This is a genomic window from Kistimonas asteriae (assembly GCF_018263925.1).
Taxonomy (GTDB): Bacteria; Pseudomonadota; Gammaproteobacteria; order Pseudomonadales; family Endozoicomonadaceae; genus Kistimonas; species Kistimonas asteriae.
On record NZ_JAEVHF010000012.1, the window covers coordinates 72,991 to 88,822 of the forward strand.

Annotated in this window: 12 protein-coding genes; 9 read left to right on the top strand and 3 right to left on the bottom strand. The window is 48.8% G+C overall.

The genetic code is table 11. The annotated features are described in order from the left end of the window. Nucleotides 1-9 precede the first annotated feature (9 nt). Together mutS and KHS78_RS14240 are read right to left on the bottom strand one after the other, a co-directional pair. The gene (gene mutS, locus KHS78_RS14235; RefSeq protein WP_211829139.1) at nucleotides 10-2,616 is read right to left on the bottom strand and encodes a DNA mismatch repair protein MutS; all 2,607 of its coding nucleotides are present in this window, start codon (nucleotides 2,614-2,616) and stop codon (nucleotides 10-12) included. Between the two features lie 693 nt (nucleotides 2,617-3,309). After that, nucleotides 3,310-3,828 (bottom strand): hypothetical protein, encoded by a 519-nt coding sequence (locus KHS78_RS14240; protein ID WP_211829140.1) that lies wholly within the window; start codon nucleotides 3,826-3,828, stop codon nucleotides 3,310-3,312. A gap of 313 nt (nucleotides 3,829-4,141) precedes the next feature. Between KHS78_RS14240 and KHS78_RS14245 the strand changes: the two genes are divergently transcribed. The 4 genes from KHS78_RS14245 (at nucleotide 4,142) to KHS78_RS14260 (ending at nucleotide 10,205) form a co-directional block, all read left to right on the top strand. Continuing rightward, nucleotides 4,142-5,398: an outer membrane beta-barrel protein gene (locus KHS78_RS14245; protein ID WP_211829141.1), complete on the top strand. Its 1,257-nt coding sequence runs from the start codon at nucleotides 4,142-4,144 to the stop codon at nucleotides 5,396-5,398. Nucleotides 5,399-5,484: 86 nt separating this feature from the next. After that, nucleotides 5,485-6,066, top strand: coding sequence for a polysaccharide biosynthesis/export family protein (locus tag KHS78_RS14250; RefSeq protein ID WP_246506498.1), 582 nt, complete (start codon nucleotides 5,485-5,487; stop codon nucleotides 6,064-6,066). Nucleotides 6,067-6,144: 78 nt separating this feature from the next. Continuing rightward, nucleotides 6,145-8,340: a GumC family protein gene (locus KHS78_RS14255; RefSeq protein WP_211829142.1), complete on the top strand. Its 2,196-nt coding sequence runs from the start codon at nucleotides 6,145-6,147 to the stop codon at nucleotides 8,338-8,340. A gap of 704 nt (nucleotides 8,341-9,044) precedes the next feature. Continuing rightward, nucleotides 9,045-10,205, top strand: coding sequence for a hypothetical protein (locus KHS78_RS14260; RefSeq protein ID WP_211829143.1), 1,161 nt, complete (start codon nucleotides 9,045-9,047; stop codon nucleotides 10,203-10,205). A gap of 29 nt (nucleotides 10,206-10,234) precedes the next feature. On the opposite strand, the gene KHS78_RS14265 is transcribed toward KHS78_RS14260, so the two are convergent. Beyond that, a complete protein-coding gene (locus KHS78_RS14265; protein WP_211829144.1) occupies nucleotides 10,235-10,588 on the bottom strand; it encodes a hypothetical protein in 354 nt (117 codons plus the stop codon). Between the two features lie 140 nt (nucleotides 10,589-10,728). Here KHS78_RS14265 and KHS78_RS14270 point away from each other — a divergent pair, with 140 nt between their 5' ends. The 5 genes from KHS78_RS14270 (at nucleotide 10,729) to KHS78_RS14290 (ending at nucleotide 15,832) form a co-directional block, all read left to right on the top strand. Further along, nucleotides 10,729-12,048 carry a UDP-glucose dehydrogenase family protein gene (locus KHS78_RS14270; protein WP_211829145.1) on the top strand — a complete coding sequence of 440 codons (1,320 nt, stop codon included), beginning with the start codon at nucleotides 10,729-10,731 and terminating at the stop codon, nucleotides 12,046-12,048. Nucleotides 12,049-12,129: 81 nt separating this feature from the next. Then, a complete protein-coding gene (locus tag KHS78_RS14275) occupies nucleotides 12,130-13,128 on the top strand; it encodes an NAD-dependent epimerase (protein WP_211829146.1) in 999 nt (332 codons plus the stop codon). A 67-nt stretch (nucleotides 13,129-13,195) separates the two neighbouring features. Further along, the gene (locus tag KHS78_RS14280; RefSeq protein WP_211829147.1) at nucleotides 13,196-13,708 is read left to right on the top strand and encodes an acyltransferase; all 513 of its coding nucleotides are present in this window, start codon (nucleotides 13,196-13,198) and stop codon (nucleotides 13,706-13,708) included. A 2-nt stretch (nucleotides 13,709-13,710) separates the two neighbouring features. After that, nucleotides 13,711-14,613, top strand: coding sequence for an ATP-grasp fold amidoligase family protein (locus tag KHS78_RS14285; RefSeq protein ID WP_211829148.1), 903 nt, complete (start codon nucleotides 13,711-13,713; stop codon nucleotides 14,611-14,613). Nucleotides 14,614-14,617: 4 nt separating this feature from the next. Continuing rightward, on the top strand, nucleotides 14,618-15,832 hold the full coding sequence (locus KHS78_RS14290) for a lipopolysaccharide biosynthesis protein (RefSeq protein ID WP_211829149.1): 1,215 nt from the start codon (nucleotides 14,618-14,620) through the stop codon (nucleotides 15,830-15,832).

The window sequence follows — 15,832 nt, forward strand, 5'->3', positions numbered from 1 at the left end:
ACTGTCTGTTTACTTTAGTGTTTTCTTCAGTCGGTACAGTAAATCCAGTGCTTCACGGGGTGAGGTGTCATCGACATCCAGTTGTTCAATGATTTCTACCGCAGGATGAGGTGCCTGCAAGGCAAACATATCGGCCTGTGGCGAAGGTGCCTGTGCTTTTCTTGAAGGCTTTTGGGTGGTGACTGGCGTGTTCTCGTCTTCAGTAGAGCCTTGCTCAAGGTGGTGTAACTTTTCCTTGGCCTGGAGAATCACGTTGCGCGGAACCCCCGCCAGTTGCGCGACCTGGAGGCCATAACTCTGACTGGCAGGCCCTTCCTGAACTGCATGGAGAAAGACGATACGATCGTCATGCTCGGTTGCGTTCAGGTGGACGTTGGCAACCCGTGCACAGGTTTCAGGCAGCTGAGTGATCTCGAAATAATGGGTCGCAAATAATGTGTAAGCCTGAATCTGACCGGCAAGGTGTTGCGCACAGGCCCAGGCCAGTGATAGCCCGTCAAATGTACTGGTTCCACGGCCGATTTCATCCATCAGTACCAGGCTGCGTTCAGTGGCGTTATTCAGGATGCTGGCGGTTTCTGTCATTTCGACCATGAAGGTTGAGCGTCCGCCGGCCAGGTCATCAGAAGAACCGATCCGGGTGAAGATCCGGTCAACAATACTGATTTTGGCGTGGGCAGCGGGTACGAAGCTGCCAATATGGGCAAGCAGGACGATCAGTGCTGTCTGGCGCATATAGGTCGATTTACCGCCCATGTTGGGGCCGGTGATGATCAGCATCCTGCGATCACTATGGAGATCAAGGTTGTTGGCAACAAACGGATCGGTTAACACCTGTTCAACCACTGGGTGTCGGCCTTCTTCTATAGTGATGCCTTCGCCTTGTATCAGTTCAGGGCAGGCGAGGTTCAGGGTTTCGGCACGTTCTGTGAAACAGCTCAGGGCGTCCAGTTCCGCAATGGCCTGCGCACTCTCCTGCAGCGGTATCAGGTGTTCTGCCAGTGTTTCAATGAGTGCTTCATAAAGGGCTTTTTCCCGGGCCAGTGCACGGCTTTTGCTGGATAGCGCCTTATCTTCAAACGTTTTCAGTTCCGGCGTGATAAAACGTTCGGTATTTTTCAGGGTTTGGCGCCGGATATAATTCACGGGCGCATCTTCTGACTCACGTCGGCTCAATTCGATGAAGTAGCCGTGAACCCGGTTGTAACCGACTTTCAATGACGAAAGTCCGGTTTCTTCCTTTTCCCGCTTTTCAAGCTGCAACAGGTAGCCGCCGGCGTTTTCGCTGATGGCGCGAAGCTCATCCAGTTCTTCATCGTAGCCTTCGGCAATCACACCGCCATCGCGGATGACAACGGGCGGGTTTTCAATCACCGCTTTTTGCAGAACGGCAACCAGTGCCGGATAGTCGCTGATTTGTGTCGCAAGCTGGTTTAATCGAACGTTATCAATTGCGGTCAATTGTGTCTGAAGATCAGGCAGACGTGAGAGAGCATCACGTAACCGGGCAAGATCCCGAGGACGTGCAGAACGCAGCGCGACACGGGCAAGAATACGTTCAATATCACCAATGCCTTTGAGCATGGCGTGAATAGGTTCGTAGCGATAATCCGACAGCAAGGCATGAATGACAGACTGGCGTTCCCGCAGCAGTTCAATATTCTGAAGGGGCTGGTTAATCCAGCGGCAAAGCAGGCGACTGCCCATGGCTGTTGCGGTCTTGTCCATTACCGACAGCAGGGTGTTGTCACGTCCCCCGTTCAGGTTGGTATCCAGTTCAAGGTTACGACGGCTGGCCGCATCGAGCACCACGCAGTCTTCACGGCGTTCAACCCGCAGGGTGCGTACGTGGGGCAGATCGGTGCGCTGCGTATCTTTCGCATATTGCAGCAGACAGCCTGCTGCTGCGATGGCGACCGTCATATGGCTGCAGTCAAAGCCGGACAAATCCTTGGTTTTGAACTGACGGGTCAGCAGGTCGTGCGCCGTTTCCAGGTCAAAATCCCACGGTGGGCGGCGTCTGAAACCATTACGCTGCGTGATCAGGCTGTCGAAAACCTGGTCTTCACTGGTCAGGAGTTCCGCCGGGCTAAGGCGCTGGAGTTCACCAAGAATAGCTTCCAGTCCTTTGACTTCCAGTACGTGAAACCGGCCGCTGGTGATATCCATGATAGCCAGGCCATACAGATCATCCTGCACGTGCAGGGCTGCCAGCCAGTTATCGCTCCGCTCTTCCAGGAGGGCTTCGTCACTCACGGTGCCCGGTGTAATGATCCGGACAACTTTACGCTCAACAGGTCCTTTGCTGGTCGCGGGGTCACCAATCTGTTCGCAGATAGCAACCGATTCACCCAGTTTAACGAGCCGGGCGAGATAACCTTCCGCAGCATGAAAGGGGATGCCGGCCATGGGGATCGGCTGGCCGTTGGAGTGACCGCGTGCTGTCAGGGTGATGTCGAGCAGTGAGGCGGCTTTCTTTGCGTCATCATGGAACAGCTCATAGAAGTCGCCCATGCGGTAAAAAACCAGCTGATCCCGGTGTTGCTGCTTGATGCGCATATATTGCTGCATCATGGGAGTTTGCTTGTTGTCGCTGGCTTTTGCTGCTTGAGTCATGATGATCCGGATCAGGTCGTTCTTGTCAGGTCACCGGCGTGACCGGGTAAAGGGTGAGATTGTACGGTATATGGTGTCAGGAAATACATTCGTGTGAATCTCTTCGTGCATTTTTGTTCGACAGGCTTTTTCCTGTGTAATGGATGTCAATACGTCGATTACAGGTCACGTTACCTTTGGTGGAAGTCATGTGATCATGGGTACCGGCTCTTCTCTCTGCTATTAAACGCTTTGTGGCATTCTCTACGCTGCGTCATCCCGGACAAGGACCGGGATCCGCCATCAGCAATGAAATACTGATGGTTAATGTCCCTGTCGCATGGATACCGGGTGCCTGCCGATATGGTGGAGTATTCTTCTGTGTGAGGCAGGCTTTGGCGGTTAGGTTGGCCTCGATGGCGGATGCCACAAACAAGTAGAATAAATAGCTACTTGCTAATTTTTTTATAAGTCCTATCTGCCATCTCTTTTCTCAATCAGCCTATCACATCAATTTTTTTCTAATTAAGATCAATGTTATCGAATGGCCAGTGCAGCAGGCTTTATAGAGTCGGTAAGAAATGTGATTAATATAAGTGGTATTACCTTTTATTGAATGGAATATAAAAAATAATATCCAGTTAATAAAAAACACAAAAAAAACTCCTGCACCAACGTACAGGAGTTTTTTTAACAGTGATGAACTGCTATTGATTAATTCGGGCTAACCACTGGCGGCTTGTCCGGAGCGGGCGGCTGGGGGGCAGGCGGTGGAGGCGGAGTCGGTGCTGCAGTTTCCTGCTGCTGAGCTTCGCTCTCGGTGCCAGTCTTGGTTTCGCCGGCTGCAACCTGCTGTGAGGCTTCGTCAGCAGCCTTGTTGACAGATGCCTGGGCTTCAGGATTGTCCTGCAGCTGGGCGATGGCAGCGCTGGTAATGGTGGCCTGGTGCGCAGGCGCCTGGCTCACGGCAACCTTGACGATTTCACCCGCCTGTTCCGGGTATGCTTTAACCGCTTCACCCACCAGGGCAGACAGCAGGGCCGGGTTGTCCTGCAGCTTTGCAGCGGCATCGGCAATCAGGGCTTCAATCGAAACGGATTGGTCCTGTGTGGCTTTCGCCAGGGCGTCAGCAGGCGACATTTTTGCCATGTCCGTGGCGAGATCCGCCTGCGCGACACCGGCAATTGCTGCTGATAGCGCACAGGCTGCGGCAACAAGTTTAACTGATTTCATCTGGGTTCCTTAGGATTGTGCAGAATGCCTGAATACGCCTTGTGTGGACAAAACGTGAGTTTCAGGCTGCTCCTGATGGTCTCTACATCATTCTTTGATGAATTGATAGCGAAGAAAATCGCAAATTATTTCACTAAAAATGTACAGTAACCGGCTGGAAATTATATTTACCGTGTCTATATAATACAACGCACTTTCCTTAGGGTGGCGTAAGTACAAACGACTATTGTCGTTAGAAAAATAACGTGGTTATTTAGCGCGCAAATCAAACACTCTTTAATTAGCACTTAGAAGTTCAAGGCGTAGTAAATTAATGAAAGGGATAAGCAAACTCAGCTTGGCGATTGCCATGGCTGGATACGGCATGTCTGCCGTTGCCGCTGTAGAAGATCCGGGTCACATTCGCTGGAATGGTATCGACATCACCCCACAACTGAAGACCGATATCGGTTATGACGATAACGTCTTCCGTGAAGGTTCCGGTGCACTGAAGAAAAAAGGCTCTTCTTTCTACAGCATTGACCCTTCCGTTGAATTCAAGGCCCAGACTGGCCTGAGCACCTACGCGGTAACCCTTGCTGCCAAGGACATGAACTTCAACAGCGAGAGCGATGCCAACTACACCGATTACGGCATCCTTGGTGACATCCACCAGGAATTCAACAGCCGTAACCGCCTGGACGTAGACTGGGATTACGGCGTATACCACGATGCCGGTTCCACAGTTAATGGCGTCAACGACAAGAACGCCCCTGAGTTTGTCCGCAAGAAGGCCGGTTTTGTCTACGGTTTCGGTTCCATGGAAGCCATGGCCCGTGTTGACCTGTTCGGCAGTATCAACAATCAGGACTACGAAAAGACCCGCGGCATCCGTGAAGGTCTGAACCGTGAAACCAAGGAATACGGCGCTACCTTTTACTATCGCCTGATGCCCAAGACCAACGCCCTGTTCGAAGTCAAGCAGCGTGACCTGAGTTATGATCGCAAGCTGACTGACGCAAACAACAATGGCAAGAGCCCTGGGTATGACATCACCAGTTACCTGGTGGGTCTGAGCTGGGATGCCACCGCAAAAACCACAGGTTATGCGAAGATCGGTCGTCGTTACCGTGAGACTGACCTGCGTGACACCAACAACCAGAAGATCGACAAAGAAGGCTACACTGGTTGGGAAGTGGGTGTGAGCTACATGCCGGTTGATCACTCCGTGATTCAGTTGAGCACCGTTCGTGACTACGGTCTGGAATACGATAACCCGCAGGACGACACCTTCACCAAGGGTACCACCACCACTCTGGCGTGGAACCATGACTGGACGTCCCGCATCGGGACCAATGTCTCCTACAGCTACACTGACGAAGAAGTGCAGTCCGCCCTGGCCACCAATAACAAGGACCGCAAGGTCAAGACCTTCGGTGTTGGCGTTGACTGGAAAGTGCGTCGCTTCGTGACCCTGTCCCTGGGCTACCAGAACACTGACCGTGACGAAAGCCTGAAGCCGGGCTCCACCGCGGATAACGACAGCTACCGTCGTAACGTCTACACGCTGTCTGCAGAACTGGCGATCTAAGTCAGGCGCAAACGCTGAAGATCAGGCAGGCCGGGAATTTCCCGGCCTGTGCTGTTTCTGGCGTTAAGGAATTGAGGTATCTACGCATGTCTGTATTCAGAACCCGCAGGCCGGTTTCGGCAATGCACCCGCTGCAGCGTCTGGTCGCGTTGTTTTGCCTGGGTTTGCTGGTGGTTGTCACCGGCGTCCGCGCAGAAGAGATGAGTTTTTCCCGTTATGGCCTGAACTCTGGCGACAAGGTCAAAGTCACCATTTTCGGTGAAGAAGATATGGAAGTGGAAACCAGGCTGAGTGACGCCGGTACCATCTCCTACCCTTTCCTTGATGAGATCCGGGTGAAGGGCATGACCGTGGGCCAACTGCAGAACTTTCTGACTAAAAAGCTTAAAGGGGATTATTTCATTGATCCCAAGGTCAGTGTTTCCATTACCGAATACCGCAAGTTCTTCGTCAGCGGCGAAGTGAAAGATCCCGGCGGCTTTTCCTTTGAGCCGGGGCTGACGTTGGAAAAGGCCGTGGCGCTGGCCGGCGGTTTCACCCAGCGGGCATCACGCAAGGACATCATCGTCAACCGTGAAGAGAAGGGCAAGCTGACAGAGCGCAACATGAAGCTCGATGAGTCTATCCTGCCCGGTGACATCATCAACGTGAAGGAAAGTTTCTTCTAACGACAACGGCTATCCATGCAGGAATCCGGCGCCAGATGGCTCGGGGAGCCTGGGCCTCTAACCCTCTGAACCGAATCTATGAGCAGTGAATCAAAACACACCGTCCTGCCGAAAATGCTGCAGGGCGATGACGTGATTTCTCTTCGCGAGATTGTTCACGTCCTGCTGAGCTATCGCTGGGCGATTGCCGGCTTTACGTTTGCCGTGACCCTTCTGGCGACTTTGGTCGTCTTTACCATGACGCCCATCTACCAGGCGACGGCTGTCCTGCAAATTGAGCAGGAGCAGGCCAAGGTGGTCTCCATTGAGGAGATGTACGGCATTGATGGCGGTGGCGACAGTTACCTGAATACCCAGTTCGAGGTACTGAAATCCCGCAGTGTGCTGGAGAAAGTGGTCAACAAGCTGGACCTGACCAATGATCCGGAGTTTAACGCGGCGATTCGCGAAAAACCCTGGTATAGCGGTCTGCTGAACTGGCGTGGTTGGTTCGGGCTTGAACAACCGTCGGATGAGGACGAGCAGGAGCGCATCCTGCGTGACACCCTCAATGTGTTGGATGAGCATGTTCGCATTGAACCGGTCAAGAAGACGCAGATTGTTCGTATTCACGTGACCTCTGAAAATCCGAAGATGGCAGCCCGCATAGCCAACGCCATTGCTAATGCCTATATCGAATCCTACATGGAGGCCAAGCTCTCGCTGACGCTGAGCGCTACCGGCTGGATGCAGGGACGGCTGACCGAACTCTCAGAAAAACTGCGGGAGGCGGAAATCAGCCTGCAGGACTACCGCGAACAGGAAGATCTGGTGGACCTGGAAGGCGTGCTGACCATCTCCAGCAATGAGCTCAAGGCGCTGACCGAATCCCTCGTGGAAGTGCGCCGGAAGCTGGCCATTTCAGAAAACATCAATCGGCAGCTGAAAACCGGCGCGCTGAAGTCGGCGCAGGATTATGAATCCCTCCAGGCAGTACTGGTTCACCCGTTGATCCAGGGGCTGAAGCAGGAAGAGGCCAAGGTGCAGCGGCAGGTAATGGATATGTCCCGTCGTTACGGGCCGAAGCATCCGAAGATGATTTCTGCCCGCAGTGAAATGCAGAGTATTAAACAGAATATCCGCGACCAGATCCGCAATATCGTGGATGGCGTTCAGCGGGATTACGAGATCGACAAGGCCAACGAGAAGAGCCTGAGAGACGCGGTAGCCATTGCCAAGAAGCAGGTGCAACAGATCAACCGCAAGCAGTTCCGCCTGCGGGCGCTGGAGCGTGAGGTTCGCACGAACAAAGACCTGTACGACGCGTTCTTCAAGCGTATCCAGGAAACCAGCGCCACCAGTGACCTGCAAACCGCGAACGCCCGTATCGTCGACAAGGCGTTTGCACCCAAGATACCGGTCAAACCCAAGAAGAAGCTGATTATTGTGCTGTCTGCGCTGTTGGGCCTGATGCTTTCCAGTGGTGTGGCCTTCCTGCTGGAGATGCTCAACAACACCATCCGCAGTACGCGTGACGTGGAAGACAAGCTTAACCTGCCGGTTCTGGGTGTGTTGCCCAAGCTGAATGAGGCTGAGGTCGCTGGCAAAGTACAAAAGCTCTTCCTTGATAAGGGGCAGCACGGCTTTGGTGAAGCTGTTCGTACCATCCGTACCAGCGTAAACCTGACGGCACTGGACAAGGATCACCGGCTGTTTGCGGTCACCTCCACCATGCCGGGTGAGGGTAAGTCCTCAACGGCGGCCAACCTGGCGTTGTCGCTGGGGCAGCTGGGCAAAACCCTGCTGATTGACTGTGACCTGCGTCGTCCGACTGTCGGCAAGAGTTTTGATATCAAGGGCGGTTCCGCCGGCCTGGCCAACCTGTTGGCGGGCACTGCAGAGAAAGTGGACTGCCTGCACAATAGTGATGGCATCGACATCATTCCCTGCGGCCAGGTTCCGCCGAACCCACAGGAACTGCTGGCGACCAATACCTTTGCGCAGCTGATCGAATCCCTCAAGCAGGATTACGATTACGTGGTTATCGATTGCCCGCCGGTGCAAAGTGTCAGTGATGCACTGATGATTTCCCGCCTGTGCGACGGCTTGCTGTACGTGATTGAGGCAGGGCGTGCCCAGATCGGCGCGATCCAGAATACGGTGGGCCGCCTGTTACAGGCACAGGCACCGTTGACCGGTGTGGTGCTGAACAAGATCGACCCGACCCGGAAGGATGCCTACGGTTACAGCCAGGGTTATTACGACTACGAAGGTTATCAGACCAAAGAATCCTGATGGCGTAGCCTCCATCTCGGCCATCTGACAATGGATTCCGGCAGGACGCTGGAATCCATTTCCCTCCTACCATGTTCTTTTCTTTACAGCCGCCTTCACGGATGGCTACTTTTATTATTTTCTAAGTATTAACCGATGTTTTTGTGGCTGCCGATAGGTTTATTGCAATTGAATTGCAGTGTATTAACTGATCCGTGGTAATGGAAAATCGTCACAAATTGCTGCGTCAGCAAAGTGTAAATATAGAGCCGGTGAAGGAAACTACGTAAACATGTAGCTGAATGGTTTGCGGATTACTATCTGATAAGAAAACTTTACTGAATTTACGTAAAACATGAATTGCAACGTTAGACGACAATAGTAAAATGGGCGCGCTTTACAGGCGTTGACAATGCTTAGATGAAAAACGGATACCTGCGTTTTTTTAAGTTTACTGATTGTCAACATTGTAACGTTTCATTTCCTGATTGAATTGTACCGACGTACTTATTGATTCGGTGCATTGTCATGTTTGTTTGACGAAAACTGACCTGGAGCAGAGATATACCGGTCGCTGATTAAAAGCAAAGTAAAAACCGTATCGCAGTTTCGGCATTTGCGTAATTAAGCCGACGGGCGGTAGCGTGCTTTTGATTTGGTTATGGTTTATTAGGGGCTGCACCGGTGAGCAAGAGTGTCGTAAATAAAAGAAGTAATCGCCTGCCATGCTGACAAAGTTTACCCTCGCATTTTTATTGTCGTTATTTGTTATCAAAATAATGAAACCCCTGGCCATTTATATTGGCCTGGTGGATAAACCGGATGCCCGAAAACAACACGAAGGTTTGATCCCCCTGGTGGGTGGACTCAGTATTTTTATCAGTATGGCGCTGCTGTTGGGTATTTATTACCCCCATGGCCCTGTCCTCTACAGCTGGTTAGTGGGTGCTGCCTTATTGGTGCTGGTCGGTGCGGTGGATGATCGGCAAGATCTTTCCGTGCGGCTGCGGGTGATGGCCGCCATTGCAGCGTCACTGCTGATGATTTTCGGCGCGGGCAATATCATCAGTAGCCTGGGGAACCTGTTTGGCTTGGGTGATATCGTCTTGCCACTGTGGGCGGCGGTGCCTTTTACCACCATTGCGGTGTTCGGCGTCATCAATGCCTTGAACATGTGTGATGGCATTGATGGTATGGCGGCTTGCCTGGCGCTGTTGTCATTGACCAGTTTCATGGTGATCACGGGTGGGACAGTGTTCAGTTTGTTACCCATGGTCGTGTTGTGTGCGGGCTTGAGTGCATTCCTCGTCTACAACCTGCAGCTCACCCGCAAGCTTCGCAAGGTATTCCTGGGGGATGCCGGCAGCATGTTGCTGGGATTCACCCTCGTCTGGATACTGGCCCGCTACAGCCAGAGCCACCTGAACGACCAGGCGTTCGATCCGGTGACAGCGCTGTTTATCCTGGGTTTACCGCTGATTGACATGGTGGCGACGGTCGTTCGCCGGGTACGCAAGGGTGACAACCCGTTCCGGCCAGACCGTACCCATGTGCACCATATTTTACTGCATGCCGGTTTCACGCACCGTCAGACACTGGCGATAGTGGTACTGGTGGGTGCTGTGATCAATATCACCGGTATTGTGCTGCACGCCGTGGATATGCCGGATGTGGCTCAACTGGTGATCTTCTGTGGGGTGTTTGCACTGTATTACGAATCCGTCCAGCACGGGTTCCGGGTGAGTGGCCTGTTGCAGCGGTTGCATGGTCGCCGGACTGCCCGGCAGGAAAGCGTTGAGCTGAAACCACAGGTGGGCGCATCCCTGACCGGGCTGGATATCCAGGCGGTTGCGGAACAGGTGGCGCAGGACCAGCAGGCAGCCTGAACGGGCTGCCAACCCAAGCTGCAACACGATCAAACCGGCATGGCATGAAAATACCCGTTCACCAGAAATACGCTGAGTATCGTGGTGATTAAGCCGCCCAAGGTGATCCGGAACTGGCAGGCAACAGAGGCGAGTTGAGTTTTTATGTCGCCTCGGGTCAGATCAATCTTGGTGCTTAAAAGATGGTCGAGCCGGTCTATGGCGTTTCTGAGTTCGAGATACCGGCATTCAACCTTTACCTGTGTTTGCTGTATGGCTTCCTGAAGAATGACCATATCTTCCTTTGTAGCGACATGGGCGGGATCAAGCGCCTTGTCGACATTGTGGGCCAGTTCCTCATCAATCCCGATACGTTTCAGTTCGTGATACAGCGATTTAGACATATCAGCTCCGACAGGTTTCGGTGCCTAACTATAGTGCACATTCAAACGTATTGATGAATTTCAAAACAGTGAAGGCGGCGGTGGCAATCACCCAAAACGCCACAGCCTTCACTGTGATTTACCTCCCTTAAGGAAAACCCATGAAAGTTACCGTTTTTGGTATTGGCTATGTTGGCCTGGTGCAGGCAGCGGTGCTGGCGGAAGTCGGCCACAACGTCATGTGCGTGGATATCGACCAGCAGAAAGTCGACAACCTGAAGCAGGGCATTATCCCGATCTATGAACCGGGCCTGGAGCCACTGGTCAAGGAAAACTACGAGGCAGGACGCCTGCATTTCACGACAGATGCCCGCGAAGGGGTTGAACACGGCCAGATGCAGTTCATCGCCGTGGGTACGCCGCCGGATGAAGACGGTTCTGCCGACCTGCAATACGTGCTGGCTGTGGCGGAAACCATCGCCACGTATATGAATGATGACAAGATCATCGTCGATAAATCCACCGTACCGGTGGGCACCGGCGACAAGGTCAAGGCCAAAGTGGCGGACGTGCTGGCAAGCCGTGGCGTTGAGCATGCCTTCCACATTTGTTCCAACCCGGAATTCCTGAAAGAAGGCGCCGCCGTCAACGATTGCATGAAGCCGGACCGCATCGTCATCGGTACCGAGAGTGATGACGTGATCGACACCATGCGGGAACTCTATGCCCCGTTCAACCGCAACCACGACCGCATCATTTTCATGGATGTACGCAGCGCCGAGCTGACCAAGTACGCGGCCAACTGCATGCTGGCCACCAAGATCAGCTTCATGAACGAAATGGCCGGGCTGGCGGAAATGCTGGGTGCGGATATCGAAATGGTGCGCCAGGGCATCGGTTCCGACCCGCGCATTGGCTACCACTTTATTTACCCCGGTTGCGGCTACGGCGGTTCCTGCTTCCCGAAAGATGTGCAGGCGCTCAAGCGCACCGCAGAAGATATTGATTTCGAACCCCTGGTGCTGCGCGCCGTAGAACAGCGCAACGCCAAGCAGAAGCAGGTGCTGTTTAACAAGATCAGCGCACACTACAAGGGTGAGCTGGCGGGCAAGACGTTTGCACTCTGGGGCCTGTCTTTCAAGCCCAATACTGACGATATGCGCGATGCGCCGAGCCGTGTATTGATGGAAGCCCTTTGGGCGGCTGGTGCTAAAGTGCAGGCGTTTGACCCGGAAGCGATGGAAGAAGCCCAGCGGATTTATGGTGTGCGTGAAGACTTCCAGCTGTGTGGCACACGCCAGTCTGCACTGAAAAACGCGGATGCCCTGGTGATCTGTACTGAATGGAAACCCTTCCGCGCACCCGATTTCGAAGTGATGGAAGAGTTGTTGAACGCATCCGTCATCTTTGATGGCCGTAACATGTATGAGCCTGAGCGTATGGCACGCAAAGGCTTTACTTACTACAGCATTGGCCGTTAATGAATTGATCTAGCGTAGAAGGCATAAGCGTTTTGACAATAAAAAGCGTTGTGCCTTCTGTGTTTTTAGTGGTGAAAAGATATGAAGTACCTTGTAACCGGCGCAGCCGGTTTTATTGGTTTTTACGTTTCAAGAAAGCTGTGTGAACTGGGCCACGATGTTACGGGCCTGGACAACCTGAATGACTACTATGACCCCAGGTTAAAACACGCCCGCCTTGAGCAGTTGGAACCCTACGATAATTTCCGTTTCGTAAAAATGGACCTGGCAGACCGGGAAGGCATCGCTGATCTGTTCAAAACCAACCAGTTCCAGCGTGTCATACACCTTGGTGCCCAGGCGGGGGTTCGCTACTCCCTGGAAAACCCCATGGCGTATATCGACAGTAACCTGGTTGGTATGGGAACCATACTGGAAGGTTGCCGCCATAATGGGGTTGAACACCTGGTTTATGCCTCATCCAGCTCGGTATATGGCATGAACAGCAAGATGCCGTATTCAACACAGGATGCGGTAGACCATCCGGTTTCACTGTATGCTGCCACCAAAAAATCGAATGAGTTGATGGCGCACAGCTATTCCCATCTCTATAACATTCCTACAACCGGACTCCGGTTTTTCACGGTGAATGGCCCATGGGGCAGACCTGATATGGCCGCCTGGAAATTCACCAAGGCGATTATGGAAGGCACACCGATTAATGTGTTCAACAACGGTGAGCTGCAGAGGGATTTCACGGATATTGAGGATATCCTAGAAGGCATCATCCGGATTCAGGATGTGATTCCTGCAGGCGTTCAGGATTTCAGAAATGACGACCCTAGTCGCAGTTCGGCCCCATATCGGGTTTACAATATCGGTAACAATCAGCCGGTCAAACTGATGGACTTCATCAAAGCCATTGAAAGCGCCTGTGGTAAGGAAGCAATTAAAAATTATTTGCCGATGCAGGCGGGAGATGTATATGCCACTTATGCGGAGGTGGATGATTTGATTAAAGAGGTTAATTTTAAGCCAGTGACTTCCATTGAAGAGACTATGAAGCGGTTTTCTGAGTGGTATAAATTATGGTGCTATTAAAAGACGATAACATCAAAAGTATCATTAATAATTAATGTAGATTTATTATTGGCGCAATATTGTTTCAATGAAAAAAGTATACGGTTATTTAAAAAGAAAGCTTGCAAGTCCAAACAAATATGCAAAAGAGTTAGGAGTAACATTTGGTAGAAACTGTATCTTCAATACTAAACAATTCGGTTCTGAACCGTACTTAATATCTATTGGTGATAATTTTTACTCATCCTCTAATGTACAATTTATAACACATGATGGAAGTGTGAATGTTCTAAGAAATTTATACAAGAAATATGCAAATACTGATCTGTTTGGAAAGATAATTATTGGTAATAATGTTTTTTTAGGATATGGGGTTGCTGTATTACCAAATTCAATCATCGGTGACAATGTTATTGTCGGTGCAGGCTCTATTGTCAAAGGGACTATAAAATCAAACTCTGTTTATGCTGGAGTGCCAGCAAAGTACAAAATGTCAATAGAGCAATATTTAGAAAAAAACAAACATCTCTTTTCTGAAACAAAAAGCTTGTCGGCTAAAGAAAAAGAGAATTATATTAAAAATGAGTTTTTAATCAGTTGAAAATGACTAGCATATACTTTCAAAATCTATCAAAAATTGGGTTCAATCTATTTATAAGATTGGGTGGGCGAAAATATTTAAACTGGTTGAGCGATACAGTATATTTAAAGATTTTATATTTTTTATACAGAGGGGAGTTCCTAAATATCAAGCAGCCAGAGCTATTTTCCGAAAAAATGCAATGGTTGAAAATAAACCAAAAAGATAACATTTATACAAAATTAGTTGATAAATATGAGGTGAGAGATTATGTGAAAAATAAAATTGGAAGTGAATACCTAATAGAGTTGATTGGAGTATACAGAGGGGTAGATGAAATTAATTTCCAAGAACTACCCGAAAAATTTATTCTAAAGACAACTCATGGCTCTAGTCAGAATTACATATGCAAAAACAAGAAAGACATAAATGTAAGTTTACTGAAGTTACGTTTTGACAGGTGGCTTAATTATTGCCTTTATGATATTTTCAGGGAATGGTCATATAAAGATGTAGAACCAAGAATTATTTGTGAAAAATTTATAGAGTCAGATGAAAAATCTTTGACTGATTATAAGTTTTATTGTTTTGATGGCAAAGTTGACTTCGTTCAAGTTATTACAGATAGAGAAAATGGTGTATACAAAAAAAACTACTATGATAAAAGTTGGAAGGAATTAGATTTTTATATTGGAGAAAAAGTAGAAAACGTAAACATCCTTCCTCCATCTAATTTTCAGGAAATGATTAAAATAGCAGAGAGTTTGAGTGCAGAAATCGCATTTGTGCGAGTAGATCTATATAATGTGCAAGGACAAATTTTATTTGGTGAGATGACATTTTACCCAAGTAGCGGCCTCAGAAAAATAAGGCCTCATCATATGGAAAAGGAACTAGGGAAAAAAATAGATTTAAAGCTGATTTAAAATTATGCATAAAAAAAGCATACTCAATTTTATATATTTACTGACGGTATATCTATTCAATCTACTTTACCCCATAATCATCATACCATTATTGACAAGTAGACTCGGTATTGATGGTTTTGGTAAGTTTTCACTACTTTACAGCTGCTTTACTCTTTCATTTATTCTATGCGATTACAGTTTCACCTTTACTGGAGTTAGAGACATTAATGATGATCACAATATAGATGAGCATTCACTGTACAACGATATACAAAATGCTAGATTACTTCTGGTTCTTATATCGAGCGTGATCTTTTCATCATATATCCTCTATGTCTTTAATTTAAAGCAAGCAATATATTATTTTATATCATCATTTATTGGTTTGATAGGGTATTGTCAATTTGCTCATTGGTATCATCAGGCAAAATCTGATTTAAAAATCAATAGTATATTAACTATATTGTCAAGATGTTTTTCGTTCATATTGATTTTTATTCTGGTAAATAATGAGCAGCACGTTACGTTGGCTTTATATCTATCAACAACTACTTACATTTTATTTGGGTTAATTTCGCTTGTAGTAAGGAAAATAAAATATAAAGTTAAATTAAAATTTTCAACAAACAATATGCTTTTGACGTTAAAGAATGGATTTAATCTCTTTTTTTCAGACTTCCTACCAAATGTTTACAATAATATTCCTGTTATTATATTAGGTGGGTTAATAGCTAGCGAAAAATATGCAATTTTTTCAGTGGCAAATAAAATATCAATCGCCATTGCTACTCTATTTTATATTGTTCTAAAAGCTCTATATCCGAGGCTATGTGAAAATAAAGATAAATTTTCCATTTCAAAAAATATTATTCCATTTTTCTCTTTAGCATTGCTTGCATTTATATTTATGCAAGTCTTCGGAGAGTACTTGATAACAAGTATCTTTGGCTCTGCTTATGCAGGTGTCCAAGACTTGCTTACGTACATGACCATAGGATTAATATTTATTTCAATATCATCTTCATTGAGGTATTCATTTTTTCTTCCTAGAAAACATGATAAAGAAATAAGGAATGTGACATTAATCATGGTCTCTATATCAGCAGTGTTTGTTTATGCAACGATTGGGATATACAAAGAGTGGGCTGTGATCTTTGGTGTGTTAATTGCCCGGTTTATCTCTGCATTACTTTTTAGCCTTTATGCAATCAAACTGAACAAAATAGATCACAGGTAA

Bases quoted from the DNA above. Each gene is read 5' to 3' on its own strand.
- mutS (WP_211829139.1), bottom strand. From the start codon at position 2,616: ATGACTCAAGCAGCAAAAGCCAGCGACAACAAGCAAACTCCCATGATG.
- KHS78_RS14240 (WP_211829140.1), bottom strand. From the start codon at position 3,828: ATGAAATCAGTTAAACTTGTTGCCGCAGCCTGTGCGCTATCAGCAGCA.
- KHS78_RS14245 (WP_211829141.1), top strand. From the start codon at position 4,142: ATGAAAGGGATAAGCAAACTCAGCTTGGCGATTGCCATGGCTGGATAC.
- KHS78_RS14250 (WP_246506498.1), top strand. From the start codon at position 5,485: ATGTCTGTATTCAGAACCCGCAGGCCGGTTTCGGCAATGCACCCGCTG.
- KHS78_RS14255 (WP_211829142.1), top strand. From the start codon at position 6,145: ATGAGCAGTGAATCAAAACACACCGTCCTGCCGAAAATGCTGCAGGGC.
- KHS78_RS14260 (WP_211829143.1), top strand. From the start codon at position 9,045: ATGCTGACAAAGTTTACCCTCGCATTTTTATTGTCGTTATTTGTTATC.
- KHS78_RS14265 (WP_211829144.1), bottom strand. From the start codon at position 10,588: ATGTCTAAATCGCTGTATCACGAACTGAAACGTATCGGGATTGATGAG.
- KHS78_RS14270 (WP_211829145.1), top strand. From the start codon at position 10,729: ATGAAAGTTACCGTTTTTGGTATTGGCTATGTTGGCCTGGTGCAGGCA.
- KHS78_RS14275 (WP_211829146.1), top strand. From the start codon at position 12,130: ATGAAGTACCTTGTAACCGGCGCAGCCGGTTTTATTGGTTTTTACGTT.
- KHS78_RS14280 (WP_211829147.1), top strand. From the start codon at position 13,196: ATGAAAAAAGTATACGGTTATTTAAAAAGAAAGCTTGCAAGTCCAAAC.
- KHS78_RS14285 (WP_211829148.1), top strand. From the start codon at position 13,711: ATGACTAGCATATACTTTCAAAATCTATCAAAAATTGGGTTCAATCTA.
- KHS78_RS14290 (WP_211829149.1), top strand. From the start codon at position 14,618: ATGCATAAAAAAAGCATACTCAATTTTATATATTTACTGACGGTATAT.